The 13,475-nt window shown below is 51.7% G+C and carries 13 protein-coding genes and 1 pseudogene; 13 read left to right on the top strand and 1 reads right to left on the bottom strand.

The window, feature by feature from the left end; translation table 11 throughout:
• The 11 genes and pseudogenes from WFN61_RS13595 (at position 1) to WFN61_RS13545 (ending at position 9,642) form a co-directional block, all read left to right on the top strand.
• Entirely contained in the window at positions 1–426 is a 426-nt protein-coding gene (locus WFN61_RS13595; RefSeq protein WP_312274380.1) for a DoxX family protein, read from the top strand.
• Entirely contained in the window at positions 410–2,023 is a 1,614-nt protein-coding gene (locus WFN61_RS13590; RefSeq protein WP_337038785.1) for an MFS transporter, read from the top strand. The genes WFN61_RS13595 and WFN61_RS13590 overlap by 17 nt, the downstream gene beginning before the upstream one ends.
• Before the next feature lie 42 nt (positions 2,024–2,065).
• Positions 2,066–2,887, top strand: coding sequence for an alpha/beta fold hydrolase (locus WFN61_RS13585; RefSeq protein WP_222887859.1), 822 nt, complete (start codon positions 2,066–2,068; stop codon positions 2,885–2,887).
• A 150-nt stretch (positions 2,888–3,037) separates the two neighbouring features.
• Positions 3,038–3,241: a hypothetical protein gene (locus WFN61_RS13580; protein ID WP_144815247.1), complete on the top strand. Its 204-nt coding sequence runs from the start codon at positions 3,038–3,040 to the stop codon at positions 3,239–3,241.
• 131 nt (positions 3,242–3,372) lie between these two features.
• Entirely contained in the window at positions 3,373–3,846 is a 474-nt protein-coding gene (locus WFN61_RS13575; RefSeq protein WP_337038784.1) for a tetratricopeptide repeat protein, read from the top strand.
• A gap of 391 nt (positions 3,847–4,237) precedes the next feature.
• On the top strand, positions 4,238–5,029 hold the full coding sequence (locus tag WFN61_RS13570; protein ID WP_337038887.1) for a PhzF family phenazine biosynthesis protein: 792 nt from the start codon (positions 4,238–4,240) through the stop codon (positions 5,027–5,029).
• Between the two features lie 175 nt (positions 5,030–5,204).
• Positions 5,205–6,203 (top strand): ABC transporter substrate-binding protein, encoded by a 999-nt coding sequence (locus WFN61_RS13565; RefSeq protein WP_144815232.1) that lies wholly within the window; start codon positions 5,205–5,207, stop codon positions 6,201–6,203.
• A gap of 11 nt (positions 6,204–6,214) precedes the next feature.
• On the top strand, positions 6,215–7,240 hold the full coding sequence (locus WFN61_RS13560; RefSeq protein ID WP_436880900.1) for a FecCD family ABC transporter permease: 1,026 nt from the start codon (positions 6,215–6,217) through the stop codon (positions 7,238–7,240).
• On the top strand, positions 7,240–8,001 hold the full coding sequence (locus WFN61_RS13555; RefSeq protein WP_257757714.1) for an ABC transporter ATP-binding protein: 762 nt from the start codon (positions 7,240–7,242) through the stop codon (positions 7,999–8,001). Before WFN61_RS13560 ends, WFN61_RS13555 begins: the two co-directional genes overlap by 1 nt.
• 10 nt (positions 8,002–8,011) lie before the next feature.
• Positions 8,012–9,243: pseudogene (locus tag WFN61_RS13550) on the top strand (MDR family MFS transporter).
• Positions 9,244–9,408: 165 nt separating this feature from the next.
• Positions 9,409–9,642 carry a hypothetical protein gene (locus WFN61_RS13545; protein ID WP_257757716.1) on the top strand — a complete coding sequence of 78 codons (234 nt, stop codon included), beginning with the start codon at positions 9,409–9,411 and terminating at the stop codon, positions 9,640–9,642.
• 97 nt (positions 9,643–9,739) lie between these two features.
• Here the strand turns inward: WFN61_RS13545 and catA are convergent, their stop codons facing one another.
• The gene (catA, locus tag WFN61_RS13540; protein WP_312282380.1) at positions 9,740–10,417 is read right to left on the bottom strand and encodes a type A chloramphenicol O-acetyltransferase; all 678 of its coding nucleotides are present in this window, start codon (positions 10,415–10,417) and stop codon (positions 9,740–9,742) included.
• Positions 10,418–10,896: 479 nt separating this feature from the next.
• On the opposite strand from catA, the gene WFN61_RS13535 reads away from it, so the two are divergent.
• Positions 10,897–11,391 (top strand): molybdopterin-dependent oxidoreductase, encoded by a 495-nt coding sequence (locus WFN61_RS13535; protein WP_144815214.1) that lies wholly within the window; start codon positions 10,897–10,899, stop codon positions 11,389–11,391.
• A 17-nt stretch (positions 11,392–11,408) separates the two neighbouring features.
• Complete coding sequence (locus WFN61_RS13530; RefSeq protein WP_337038782.1) at positions 11,409–13,382, top strand: putative bifunctional diguanylate cyclase/phosphodiesterase; 1,974 nt, start codon at positions 11,409–11,411, stop codon at positions 13,380–13,382.
• Positions 13,383–13,475 lie beyond the last annotated feature (93 nt).

Here is a 13,475-nt window from a genome sequence, read left to right as displayed (position 1 = left end):
ATGAAAAGCACATTCGCTTTTGCGCCCCGTATTGATGCGGGGCTGTTCTTCCTGCGCCTCACCGGCTCTCTGCTGCTGCTCTATGTGCACGGTTTGCCGAAGATGATGCACTTTAGTGAAGAGCTGACGCGGATCGAAGATCCGTTTGGACTGGGGCCGTGGGCCAGCCTTTTACCGGCTATCTTCGCCGAGGTAGTTTGCCCGCTCTTCATCATCGTCGGCGTCGGTACACGGCTGGCCTGCCTGCCGATTATCGGCGTGCTGCTGGTGGCGATGCTGGTGGTGCACCCTGGCTGGAGCGTAGCGGAGGGCCAGTTTGGCTGGCTGCTGCTGATTATCTTCACCACGCTGGCTATCACCGGGCCCGGCAGCTGGCGGCCCTTCACGAGTCGGGTACAGGAGTTTCGCTATGGCGCAGGTAAATGATATCCATGCGGTGACGACGCAGCCCGCCGCCGTATCCTCCTGGCAGCCGCTGCGTAACCCCATTTTTCGCATGCTGTGGATAGCGACGGTGGTGTCCAACATTGGTTCATGGATGAACGATGTCGGGGTCAACTGGACCATGCTGACGCTGAGCGCGGATCCGCTCTCCGTCGCGATGGTGCAGGCGGCAAGCAGCCTGCCGATGTTTCTCTTCGCCCTGCCCTCCGGGGTGATGGCGGATATCGTCGACCGGCGGAAGTACCTGCTCTTCTCCCAGGTGTGGGTCTTTATCGCTGCGGCGGGCCTGACCCTGCTGTCGCTGGCCGGTTACGTAACGCCGACGGTGCTGCTTATCGCTGCTTTCCTGTTGAGCACAGGCGCGGCAATGAGCTCGCCGCCTTTTCAGGCTATCGTGCCGGATCTGGTAGAGAAAAATGAGCTGGCCCCGGCTATCGCCCTGAACTCGCTGGGGATCAACATCAGCCGCGCGATTGGCCCGGCGCTGGGCGGGCTGGTGCTGTCGTTTGCCGGTCCGTGGGTGGTGTTCATGCTGAATGCGCTGTCGGTGCTGGGCGTGGCATGGGTGCTCTATCGCTGGAAAGCGGAGCCCTCTATTCAGCGCCTGCCGCCGGAGCACTTCTTCCCCGCCGTTCGGGCAGGATTACGCTATGTGCATGCCGCTCCAGTCTTGCGCAACGTGCTGGTGCGCACGGTGGCGTTTTTCCTCTTCGGCAGCGCCGCCTGGGCTCTACTGCCGCTGGTCGCGCGACGCGAGCTGGGGCTCGGCCCCGGTGGCTACGGCATTATGCTGGCCTGTATTGGTATCGGGGCGATTTTTGGCGCGGTGCTGCTGCCTGGCCTGCGCAAGCGGCTCAACCCGGACCGCCTGATGGTGATGACCAGCCTGTTTTATGCCGCCGCAATGCTGGCCCTGGCCTTTGTTCGCCACTTCTGGCTGCTGAACGCGTTTCTGTTCATCACCGGTTTCGCCTGGATAGCGGTGCTCTCGACGCTCAACATGGGCGCGCAGCGCAGCGCGGCAAAATGGGTTAAAGCGCGGGCGCTGGCGGTCTATCTCACGGTATTTTTCGGTTCAATGACCGTAGGCAGCGCCATCTGGGGCCAGCTGGCATCGCATTTCACCCTCCCCGTCTCGCTCTGCGTGGCAACGGTGGGCATGATGCTGGCCAGCCTGACCGTACTCCGCTGGCGGCTGGATGAGAATCCCGATCTCAACCTGGATCTGCGTGAAGTGGACAACCTCGCCCGGACGCTGGATGTCTCTCACGAGCGCGGCCCGATCATGGTGAGTTATGAGTATCAAATTGACGCCGATGACGTGTATGACTTTGTTGTGAGCATTCAGGAGATGCGCCGGGTGCGCCAGCGCGGCGGCGCGCTAAGCTGGTCGGTGTATGAAGATATTCAACGGCCAGGGATTTTTCTTGAAACCTTTGTTATCGGCACCTGGATCGAGCACCTGCGTCAGCAGGAGCGCCACACGGCCAACGATCTGCTGATCCAAAGCAAAGTCTATGCTTTTCATCGGGGGAGCGAACGCCCAGCGGCTCGCTACCTGATAGCACCCGTTACGTAAGCAGCACAACCCAAAACCCGTTATTACTACTGAGGATCTGACATGAGCACAATCAAGACGCAGGATGGCACGCAGATTTATTACAAAGACTGGGGTTCAGGTAAGCCGGTTCTGTTCAGCCACGGTTGGCCGCTGGATGCCGACATGTGGGACAGCCAGCTGAACTTCCTGGCCGAGCGTGGCTATCGTGTCATCGCCTTCGATCGCCGTGGCTTTGGCCGCTCGGATCAGCCGTGGGAAGGCTACAACTACGATACCTTCGCCTCTGACATCAACGACCTGATTACCAGCCTCGATCTGCGTGACGTTACGCTGGTCGGTTTCTCAATGGGCGGCGGCGACGTGACCCGCTATATCGGCCGTTACGGTAGTGAACGTGTGAAAGCGCTGGTGCTGTTGGGCGCGGTGACGCCTATTTTCGGCAAAGCCGCCGACTACCCGCAGGGCGTCGATCAGAGCGTATTTGAAGGTATCCGCGACGGGCTACGTAAAGACCGGGCGCAGTTTATCAGCGACTTCTCTACCCCGTTCTACGGCACTAACGCCGGGCAGAATGTCTCTGAGGGTGTGCTGACCCAGACGCTGAACATTGCCCTGCTCGCCTCGCTGAAAGGGACTATCGACTGCGTGACCGCCTTTGCCGAAACGGATTTCCGTCCTGACGTGGCGAAAGTAGATGTGCCGACGCTGGTGATCCACGGCAGCAACGATCAGGTGGTGCCGTTTGAAACCACCGGTAAAGTTGCAGCGGAAAGCATCCCCGGCGCGCAGTTGAAGGTGTACGATAACGCACCGCACGGCTTTGCCGTCACGCATCAGGATCAGCTGAACAACGACCTGCTGGCGTTCCTGCAGTCGTTATAAGTAGTGAATCAATGGGAGCGCACTGGCGCTCCCATATTGATAGGTTACAGCAATCGTTCCACACTTCTCACCGAACCGCGATTTTTGAACCATACTTAAGTTAAATATGCATATTTCCTTTTTGCTTTACCCACAATAGAGGAGGAATTCATGCAGGTAGTGAGTCAAAAGTATGCAGTGTCTTCTGGGGATTTTGATTTCCTGGCCTTCAGTTTTGCCCAGATGCGTTCGCAAGGGCGACATCTCTGCACGGAGGCAATAACAGGAAATATGGATAACGATTGTAAAGTGTTGTTCCTGCAACGTTACGATCGTTATCTTGAGCAAATTAAGGAAGACGTAGCGATAGCGTAGTCCCCTGCCGGGTGGGTGATACCACCCGGCACCGATATCTTTTCACCCCCACCATAAAAACCGCACGCTGCCTCTCAAATGAGATATATTGGGTCAATAATCAACCTATTGACGCAACAAGGTTTATGACTGTGGATCCAAGAATTGAACAGGCAATTTCCCTGCGCGCCGCAGGCGAGTATGAACAGAGCCGCGACCTGCTGAGGACGCTGACAATACTTCCCACGCTGAAAGCGGAAGCGCTGCTTAATATCGCATGGTCATACGACAATCAGGGGCTGGAAGAGACTGCCGCTGAATATTATCTTGCGGCACTGAACGAAGGACTGGAAGGCGATAATCTGTTTGAAGCCCGGCTCGGCCTCGCCTGCACCTGGCGCTGTCTGGGGAAGTACGCGCTCGCGAAACAGATTCTCGAGGAGATTATCCGCGACTATCCCGACGCCAGCGAAGCTATCCCCTTCTATGCCCTCTGTCTGCATAACCTCGGTGAACACGATCGCGCGATGACGGTGATGCTTGAACTGGTGTCAAACTATCCGCCAACGTTGAGCATTCAGCGTTATGCCAAAGCGTTGACGTTTTATGCGCAGAATCTCAGTTAGCCTGTGAAGTCAAAGCAGACATTTTGAGATGTGCATCCCCTTTGCTGGCCAACGCCGTTTCTAAAAATGTAATAAATGCCGTGACCTTTGAATTAAGCGCTGACGCTCATTAACGCAGGCATAAATATTCATAGGTGACGATATAAAGTCGTTCCCCTCCCTCCGTTTACAGCGATGTTAGTTATGATATCGATATCGTCGCTAATGAACCTGGGTTGAGTTTCGCGCTTATAGATTGCCCCTTGACGCTAAATTTCCAGGTTTGCATCCTCGTTGTGCGTCCGATTGTTATCCGGCTGGTAGGCTTAACGGTTCACGGTCACTAAGTGATTTCATGCAATCGTTTCTGATAGAGTAGAATTTACCCTGGGATCGACGAGAGATTTTCGTGATGCAAGAAATTGATTTTTATATGGTAGACGCCTTCGCGGCCACCACATTTACCGGTAACGCCGCCGCAGTATGCCCGCTCACGGAATGGTTGCCCGATGAGACATTATTGAAAATGTCTAAGCAGCACAACCAGTCAGAAACGGCATTTTTTATCGCAAATGATAATGGCTTTGAGCTACGCTGGTTTACCACTCAGGGAGAGATTAATCTCTGTGGGCATGCCACCCTTGCTGCGGCACACGTCATTTTCGAACATCTTGATTACCTTGATACGACTATCCGTTTCGATACCCGCTTTGTGGGTCCTCTGACGGTAACGCGGAGTGACGACTGGCTGACGCTGGATTTTCCTGCCTGGGAAACAGAGCCCGTGATGCCGCTGCCTCTACTTCTGGAAACGTTGGGCATCGCCGAGTGCAAAGAGGTACGCGTGGCGCGTGATTACCTTGTTGTCCTGGAAAATCAGCGTCAGGTGGAAGCGGTACGTCCAGACATCAACGCCATGCTTCCTCTCGGGAAAATGGTCTGCATCACCGCGCCGGGCGAAGGAGAGGTCGACTTTGTCAGCCGTTTCTTCTGTCCGGGAGAAGCCGTCGCGGAAGACCCGGTCACAGGCTCTGCGCACAGCATGCTCATCCCTTACTGGGCTGAAAAATTAGATAAGACAGAAATGCTGGCGCACCAGTGCTCAGAGCGTGGAGGAGATTTGCGCTGCCAGCGCGTGGGCGACCGGATCCACATTGGTGGTCAGGCAATAACCTATCTGATTGGTAAAGTACTGTTACGTTAAAACGTGCTGGTACGCCTCTTACAAACAGAAAAAACCTGCTCAATGGCAGGTTTGTTTTTATGTTACGAAAGCAACTGATGTGACCCACACCACCAATTTTTTATCGCATTAAAAATAATTTTCATTATCATTCCTGTTTAAATATCAAGATATATCCCCTCAGGATCAGGATTTAATGAAAAAGGTTATCTGCGCAGCAGCCATACTGTTTTCCACGCTTAGCGCCGCATCGGCAACTACCTACCCACTCACCATTGACAACTGTGGCTATAAAGAGACGTTCAACAAAAGCCCCGAGCACGTGGTCGCCCTTGGACAAAATACCGTGGAGATCCTGCTGCTGTTGGGATTGCAGGATAAAATCACTGCCAGTGCCTTCTGGCCAACGAAAGTGATGCCGCAGCTGGCCGAACAGAATGCGCAGATCAAGCTGCTGACCGTGGAGATCCCGACGCTGGAGTCCGTGCTTTCACAAAACCCTGATTTTGTGCCCGCGCAGCTGCCTCTGCTGCTGGGGCCTGAGAGTAAGGTTGCGAAGCGCGAGGATCTCGCCACCGTTGGCGTTAACAGCTACCTCTCTCCTGGTATGTGCGCGACAAAAAAAGCGGCGGGAGATATGTATGGCAGTCGCCATACGCTGTGGAACATGGCCTATCTGTATAAAGAGATTGAAGATTTTGCCATGATTTTTGACGTACAGCCGCGTGGCGACGCGCTGGTTGCCGACTTTAAAAAACGCGAAAGCGATCTACGCAACGAGTTCAGTAAGAATAAGAGAGATCTCTCCTTTGTCTTCTGGTTTTCCAGCGCGTCTCCGTCGGCTGATGCCTACGTTGGAGGTAAAAACAGCGCGTCCGGATTTATCGCTGACGTGCTGGGCGGTCATAACGCAATCACCTCCGAGGCTGAGTGGCCGACGGTAGGCTGGGAAAGCATCATTGCTGCCAACCCGGATGTCATTGTGGTCTCCAGCCTGGATCGTAACCGCTGGACGCTGGACAACGCGCAGGAGAAGATTAAATTTTTGCAAAGCGATCCAGCGATCAGCCAGCTGGATGCGGTGAAAAAGGGTCATATCGTGGTGATGGATGGCCAGGCCATGAATCCCACGGTTCGTACCCTCTATGGGGCTGAGCAAGTCGGCGAACAACTCAGAAAGCTGGGGCTGAACTGATGGCCTTACCGATGGTGCACGCGCAACAGGGCACGTTTTTAACCGTCTCATGCTTGCTGTCTGTCATTCTGTTATGTATGGCGATTGCCCTGGGCGTCAGCGTGGGAGAGCTGTCAATCCCGCTGCGGGACGTTTTTTACGCCATCAGCAATAAGATGGGGCTGACCGCCGTTCCGCTTAACCGCATCTATGAAAGCGTCATCTGGGATTTTCGCTTGAGCCGTGCGCTGGTCGCGGCTTGCTGCGGGGCAGGACTCGCCATCTGTGGTGCAGTGCTACAAAGCCTGCTGAAAAACGCGCTAGCCGAGCCTTACGTGCTCGGCGTTTCTGCTGGCGCATCTACAGGCGCGGTCATGGTGGTGGTGCTCGGCATCGGCACGGGGGCTTTGTCGCTCTCCGCCGGGGCTTTTATCGGTGCGTTTGCAGCCTTTACATTCGTCGCTTTTCTGACCAACGGTGCACGCGGCGGCAATCAGCAGACCATTCTGGCTGGGGTTGCCGCTTCGCAGCTGTTTAATGCCATTACGGCCTATACCATTAGCACATCGGCCAGTGCCCAGCAGGCGCGTGACGTGCTGTTCTGGTTGCTGGGTAGCTTTAGCGGCGTACGCTGGCCGGAGTTTCAGCTTGCGCTGGTGGTGGTGCTGATCGGGCTTGCGGTCTGTCTTTTCTACGCCAGGGCGCTGGATGCCTTTACCTTCGGTGACGATGCTGCCGCCTCGCTGGGTATCGCCGTTCCTGTGGTGCGGCTGATTCTCTTTACCCTCACCGCGCTCATGACCGCTACTATCGTCAGCATGGCTGGCTCCATCGGCTTTGTGGGCCTCGTGGTTCCTCATATTATGCGGTTTATGTTTGGCCCACTGCATCGAACGCTACTGGTCGCCAGCGCGCTGGCGGGTGCGATCCTGATGGTGCTGGCTGATATCGCCTCACGGGTGCTTATCGCGCCGCAAAGCTTACCGGTCGGCGTCGTCACCGCCATGGTAGGCGTGCCTTTCTTCGCCGTGATTATCTTCCGCTCAAGGAGTACCTGATGAGTATTACCGCTGAAAATATTACCTGGAAGGCGGGTAAAAAGATCATCGTCAACAACGTCTCGCTGCGCATTGATCGGGGGGCAACCGTTGGCCTGTTAGGATCCAACGGCTGCGGTAAATCCTCACTGCTACGCATTCTTGCCGGATTACGCCGTCCGGATGCAGGTCGCGTACTGCTCGACGAGCAGGATATCACCCGCATCGCCAGAAAGACGCTTGCCCGCCGGGTTGCATTTGTTGAGCAGCATGGCATGACCGAGGCCAATATGCGCGTACGCGATGTGGTCAAGCTGGGACGCATTCCGCACCACTCGCCCTTCTCCAGCTGGAGCGCCAAAGATGACGAGATCGTCGATGCCGCCTTACAGCGGGTCGATATGCTGGATCGCAACGATCAGGGATGGTTGAGCCTCTCCGGCGGTGAACGCCAGCGGGTGCATATTGCCCGGGCGCTTGCACAGTCGCCGACTGAAATCCTGCTGGATGAGCCGACCAACCATCTCGATATCCACCATCAAATGCAGCTGATGCATCTCATCAGCACGCTGCCGGTAACCAGCATAGTGGCCATTCACGATCTCAATCATGCCGCAATGTTTTGCGATAGTCTTATTGTCATGCGACAGGGGCAAATTGTCGCCACCGGTACGCCGGAAGCGATCCTCAGTGAGGATCTGCTTCGGGAGGTGTTCAACGTCAAAACCCGTATTGAAATTTCCCCCTTCCATGGCAAAAAGCATATTCATTTCATAATATAAGCGCGTGTAAATGTCACAAAACCCTCTTCGCCCAGCAGGCACACTTTGGCCGCCCATTTTGTTGGGTAGCCAGTTTGTTTTTAATATTGGCTTCTACGCCGTTGTCCCGTTTTTGGCGATTTTTCTGCGCGATGACATGATGCTCTCCGGCGGCCTGATTGGATTGATTCTGGGACTGCGAACCTTCTCGCAGCAAGGGATGTTCATCGTTGGCGGCGCACTCTCTGACCGCTTTGGGGCAAAAATCGTTATTCTGTGTGGCTGCCTTCTACGGATTGCTGGCTATTTGATGCTGGCCTTCAGCCACACCCTGTGGCCCGTTATCCTGGGGGCCTGCCTGACCGGCATCGGCGGCGCGTTTTTCTCGCCCTCTATTGAAGCACTGCTGGCAAAAGCAGGCACGCAAAGCGAGGCCCAGGGTAAGCGCAGCCGCGCAGAGTGGTTTGCCCTGTTCGCCGTATGCGGCGAGCTCGGGGCGGTGCTCGGTCCGGCTGCGGGTGCGCTACTGACCGGGTTCGGCTTTCGCCAAATCGCACTTGCGGGGGCCGGGATTTTTGTTATCGCGCTGATAACGCTATTTTTCTCACTGCCTTCTGCCCCACCCAGCGCTCAAACGCTGAAGATAGTTCCCTGGTGGACGACGTTTCGGCAACCGCGGTTTGTCGCCTTTATCATTGCCTACAGCTCGTGGTTGTTGAGCTATAACCAGCTCTATCTTGCCTTGCCGGTAGAGATCCCCAGCGCGCCGGGGGGAGTGAGAAAGATCTTGGCCCGCTGTTTATACTGGCTTCACTGCTGATTATTCTGTGCCAGCTTCCACTGGCACGCGTGGCGAGGCGGGCCGGCGCGGCGCTAATCTTGCCTATTGGGTTTTTGCTCCTCGCCGCTGCGTTTGCCAGCGTAGCGCTGTTTGCCGCGTCAGCGCCGCCAGACGGTTGGCTGCGTCTGCTGCCGTCAATATGTTTTGTGACGTTGCTGACGCTGGGCCAAATGCTACTGGTGCCTGCCGTGAAGGATCTTATTCCCTGGTTCTCGCATGAGTCCACGCTGGGTGCGCATTACGGGGCGCTAGCCTCAGCGGGTGGATGCGCGGTACTGGTGGGAAATCTGGTTTTTGGTACCCGTCTTGATGCCGCTCTCTCCCCCGGCCCACAGGCCGTTATTCCATGGCTGGAACTGGCGATTTTCCCGCTGTGTAGTGCCGTCGCTATGGTGGTTATCTGTCGGCCGCTACGAAGATGACCGATAAAGCGTCACCTGCCAGCAAGGGGTAAGCACAAACCTTCATGTTTATTATTCAATATCGTGCTGACGCGGCGCCAACTCAATGGAAAAAACCATTAACGTTATGGCGTTATTCTGTGTATGCTTTTCTTTTTTAGTATGATTTTAGGAGGGGTATCTTGCATGAGCGTTAAACAGGATATTTATATGGACATCGATAAATCAGAAAAAATGCATGATATCTATGCAGTAATAGGTTATGCCATTTCGTGTCTGATAGCACTGGGAAAGCCAATAGAAACTGAAAACATCCTGGCCCAGCTCAGGCTGGGAGAGAGAGAATCTATAGATGGCATGAAAAAACTCCATGCCGAAGCCATTCGTATAGTGACAAATGATAAATCCCAAACCCCGTGACTCGCATTGCTCCTGGTATGTTGTTACGTAGAGGGGGCTCATACGATGTATGGATCCACGCGGCAGAACAGTCGCATAAATTACCTGGACGTAATGTCTACTCTGCGTGCTCTGCAGAATGGCGCATTACGTCATTACACATTTCTTGTAACTCATTGGCCAGTCTTGCCACATGGTAACCATCGCACACGGAATGATGTACCTGAACGGCGAAAGGCAACAATACTTTTCCATCCTGGTTGTAGTACTTTCCCAGAGTGAACATGGGGGCAAAAAAATTCTTCATGTTAGCAACATTAACATTAAAACTGGTAAAAGTTACCCACGGAATAGCTGATATGAAAAAGACGTTCTCCCGTGACTCCCCCTTCGGCCAATAAGCAAGGTTATTACCATAGCGTGCAGCGTCTTCTGCATAAACGCTCTGGAAGTGATGAATATTACCATCGTAGTGGCTCCATAATGATGAGAAGGTCTCCGTTTCCTTATGGAAAATTGTATAGCTTGGATGAATTTCATCCCATATAACCAGCTCATTGTTCTTTATGGCCATACGGAACTCCGTATGCCGGTTTACAATCTTGGAAACCAGAAAAATCATAGTAGGGTAAAATTTCCAACCCACCTCTTTGATATTTTTTAGCAGCGCGGTAATGTCTAACAGAACGGTTTGGTTAATTGTAGATTGAGCAAAGCCTTGAAATACCTCAAAATGCTCCTTTCTTGCCCAACGAGATAAATCAACAGCCGTATAGCTTGGCGTTACCTGTTTCATTTTTACTCCTTTAGTAGAATTTCCGCTATTGTCTGGTGGTAGACAGCAAGTGCCAGTTTTCTCCCCTCTCCTGCTAACATCTGGCGTTATGTGTATGATATACCTTAGTGCCAAGGGGGGCTGAATGGCCCTGTCGTTCAGCCAGCGAGTACCAAAACTACCGTTAATGATGGCCTTGCAAACAATCATGCTCTGAGCCTGGATAAACCTTTAAACCTTAACATTCGTGTGAGTTTATTTGCACTAATCAAACACATAGATTATTCTTCGTACAGGCATGATGTTTTTAACGCACCTAAAAGATAATAGCACCGACCTTAGACGATCAACACCCTGGTACAGCACGCAACCTAACCCATTGATTTTTACTTGTTAATTTATAAATCTCCTCAACGGATTGTTATTCGCCAGGCGGCATGTATAAATAGCATAATAACTCAATTATAATTGTTTTATATTCGTTTGATAGGTAGGTTAGAATGAAGTTAATTGTCATGTTGTTAAGCTTTGCGATCTCCATGCAGGCTTTAGCTGGGGAACTCCCCAAACCCGCCGGGAAACCCCTTCTGACACTGTCCGGTAATATAGAAAATACAAACGAAGAGGGTAAAGCCGTTTTCGATATCGCCAGCCTTGAGAAGCTGGGTATGGTTAGTTTCCAGACTGCCTCCCCCTGGTACAATGGGCGCACAACCTTTACGGGTATTCCGATGAAAACGCTTATGGCGTACGTAGGGGCGAAAGGCTCTGTCGTTAAGGTCTCTGCACTCAATGACTACACTACCGTTATCCCTCTTAGTGATTTCCAAAAATATAATGTGATCCTTGCTTTAAAAATCAATGGGCAATACATGCGCGTCCGCGACAAAGGTCCGCTATTCATCGTGTACCCCTATGACAGTGAGCCTGAACTGAATAACCAGGTCTTTTATTCAAGGTCAGCATGGCAGGTCAGCAAAATGAGCATTGAGTAAGGTCTCAGACGAATAACATGAACAGAATATTGGCTGGTATAATATTTGCCCTTTTTATATCTACCGGGTATATATCTTTCCTTGTACATGAAAGACAGCAAGAGTTGCAGAAACTGACGCACTACGCCAGTTCATGGTCTGCTGGACAGCTTGTCTCGGGGTATTACCGTTTCGAATCATGGCTTGGGCTTTATACTATCGATGAGACGATGACGGTGGATGATGTTCGCCTTCATCTTGACATCATGCTCAGCCAAAGTGATTTATTGAAGGAAGGAGATCTGGGGCAATTTATACATAGCAATAAAGCACTTAATGACCTGGCTGTAAAACTCGAAAATATTCTTAATTATCTGGATGCGAACATTGAGAAAATGACTCGCGCAGAAATCCAGGGGTATTTGAAGGTAATGTATTCGATTGACGCCCCTTTGAGCCGCCTTTCATCCGACGCTTTAAACAAAGATATTAACCTTATTAATAGCGCCAACAGTAAAATTCAAATCTTATACTCTATTTATTCCGCAATTTCTGTACTGTTAATAATACTGAGTGCGATACTGGGCGTGCTGATTTTTTATCAAAACAGAAATATTCTAAAGGCACATCTTCAGGTCAAGAGTCTTGCTGGAGAGCTGCAGGAATCTAAAGAAAAACTGCAAATCCAGAATACAAAGCTGGAGTATGACGCTTACCACGATCCTCTTACAGAGCTGAGTAACAGACTGTTTTTCTGGGATAATTTAAATAAAACCATCGAGATAGCTGAAAGAAATAAAAGCTCTGTGACCGTGATGTTGTTTGATTTAGACAGGTTCAAAGAGGTAAATGATACGTATGGTCATGATGCTGGTGATATGTTATTACGCCTAATATCTCAGCGTCTGCTTTCGATGAGTCTTCCAGCGGAGTTGCTGTATCGCTTAGGTGGGGATGAGTTTGCAATCCTCTCGAGCGATCTGACAGAGAATCATGCTGTTACACTCGCCCAAAGAATATGTGATTGCATTAACCAGCCCTACACTATTTATAGCACAATTATCAACATAACCACCTGTGTAGGCATTGTTAACTCAGAAACTGAGCGCCGTTCCGACTATCTCTATAAATTTGCCGACCTGGCCCTTTATGAAGCCAAAAATGAAGGCAAAGGCAAGATTAAAGTTTTCCGTCAGCGAATGTTAGATAAGCTGCAGGAGAGGAGAACCCTTGAGCATGATATGGCATTGGCGTTAGTCAATAAAGAATTCGTAGTGTATTATCAACCGATTGTGGATTCGTACAGTCGGGAAGTTTACAGCTATGAAGCCCTTATTCGTTGGGTACATCCGCTAAAGGGTCTTTTATCGCCAGATAGTTTTATTCCGGTTGCTGAAAAAACAGGAATGATTAACGAGATGGGGAAATCCATACTTGAAATGGCCTGTCGAGAAGCTGCTTGCTGGGCCGTTCCGGTTAAAATCTCAGTAAATGTCTCACCTGTTCAGCTAAGCAGCAAAGCCTTTGCAGGAATAGTGCTGTCTATACTGAAAGAAACAGGGCTGCCCGCTGACCGACTTGAACTGGAGGTTACTGAATCGTCTCTCTTTACTGAGAGCAATATGCCGATGAATACCCTTAATAAGCTTAGAGCTCTCGGCGTAAAAATCTCCATCGACGATTTTGGTACGGGATACTCTTCTCTTTCCCGGCTAAGCCAGCTTGCCTTTGATAAAATTAAAATAGACAAATCCTTTGTGCATTCGATAGCTAAAAAGGAGGATGCTCTTAATATCATAAAACTCATCACCGGCATGGCGAAATCCCTCAATATGAAGACTGTCGCAGAGGGTATTGAAACACAAGAACAACTGGAACACCTTAAGGCACTGGGCTGCGATTTCGCACAAGGATATCTGTTTAGTAAACCTCAGCCTTTTATCGCCAGAGAGATCAAATACGGTTCAATCTCGAAGGATGAGCCTGCCCTGTTACAGGCTCCGCAAGGCTAAATACCGCCTTGAGCCATAAAGCCGCGAGCCTGAGCAACGTCGTGATTTAGTGGGACCCCAGTGTAAAACATGCTGGCATTCGTCGCCGTAATC

The sequence above is a fragment of the Pseudescherichia sp. AS216 genome (assembly GCF_037152055.1).
Taxonomy (GTDB): domain Bacteria; phylum Pseudomonadota; class Gammaproteobacteria; order Enterobacterales; family Enterobacteriaceae; genus Pseudescherichia.
The sequence above is the reverse complement of the archived record's forward strand: the minus strand, read 5'-3'. Positions and strand labels throughout refer to the sequence as shown.

What these genes read in the sequence shown, in the direction of transcription:
- WFN61_RS13595 (WP_312274380.1), top strand. Translation starts at nt 1, where the DNA reads ATGAAAAGCACATTCGCTTTTGCGCCCCGTATTGATGCGGGGCTGTTC.
- WFN61_RS13590 (WP_337038785.1), top strand. Translation starts at nt 410, where the DNA reads ATGGCGCAGGTAAATGATATCCATGCGGTGACGACGCAGCCCGCCGCC.
- WFN61_RS13585 (WP_222887859.1), top strand. Translation starts at nt 2,066, where the DNA reads ATGAGCACAATCAAGACGCAGGATGGCACGCAGATTTATTACAAAGAC.
- WFN61_RS13580 (WP_144815247.1), top strand. Translation starts at nt 3,038, where the DNA reads ATGCAGGTAGTGAGTCAAAAGTATGCAGTGTCTTCTGGGGATTTTGAT.
- WFN61_RS13570 (WP_337038887.1), top strand. Translation starts at nt 4,238, where the DNA reads ATGCAAGAAATTGATTTTTATATGGTAGACGCCTTCGCGGCCACCACA.
- WFN61_RS13565 (WP_144815232.1), top strand. Translation starts at nt 5,205, where the DNA reads ATGAAAAAGGTTATCTGCGCAGCAGCCATACTGTTTTCCACGCTTAGC.
- WFN61_RS13560 (WP_436880900.1), top strand. Translation starts at nt 6,215, where the DNA reads ATGGTGCACGCGCAACAGGGCACGTTTTTAACCGTCTCATGCTTGCTG.
- WFN61_RS13555 (WP_257757714.1), top strand. Translation starts at nt 7,240, where the DNA reads ATGAGTATTACCGCTGAAAATATTACCTGGAAGGCGGGTAAAAAGATC.
- WFN61_RS13545 (WP_257757716.1), top strand. Translation starts at nt 9,409, where the DNA reads ATGAGCGTTAAACAGGATATTTATATGGACATCGATAAATCAGAAAAA.
- catA (WP_312282380.1), bottom strand. Translation starts at nt 10,417, where the DNA reads ATGAAACAGGTAACGCCAAGCTATACGGCTGTTGATTTATCTCGTTGG.
- WFN61_RS13535 (WP_144815214.1), top strand. Translation starts at nt 10,897, where the DNA reads ATGAAGTTAATTGTCATGTTGTTAAGCTTTGCGATCTCCATGCAGGCT.
- WFN61_RS13530 (WP_337038782.1), top strand. Translation starts at nt 11,409, where the DNA reads ATGAACAGAATATTGGCTGGTATAATATTTGCCCTTTTTATATCTACC.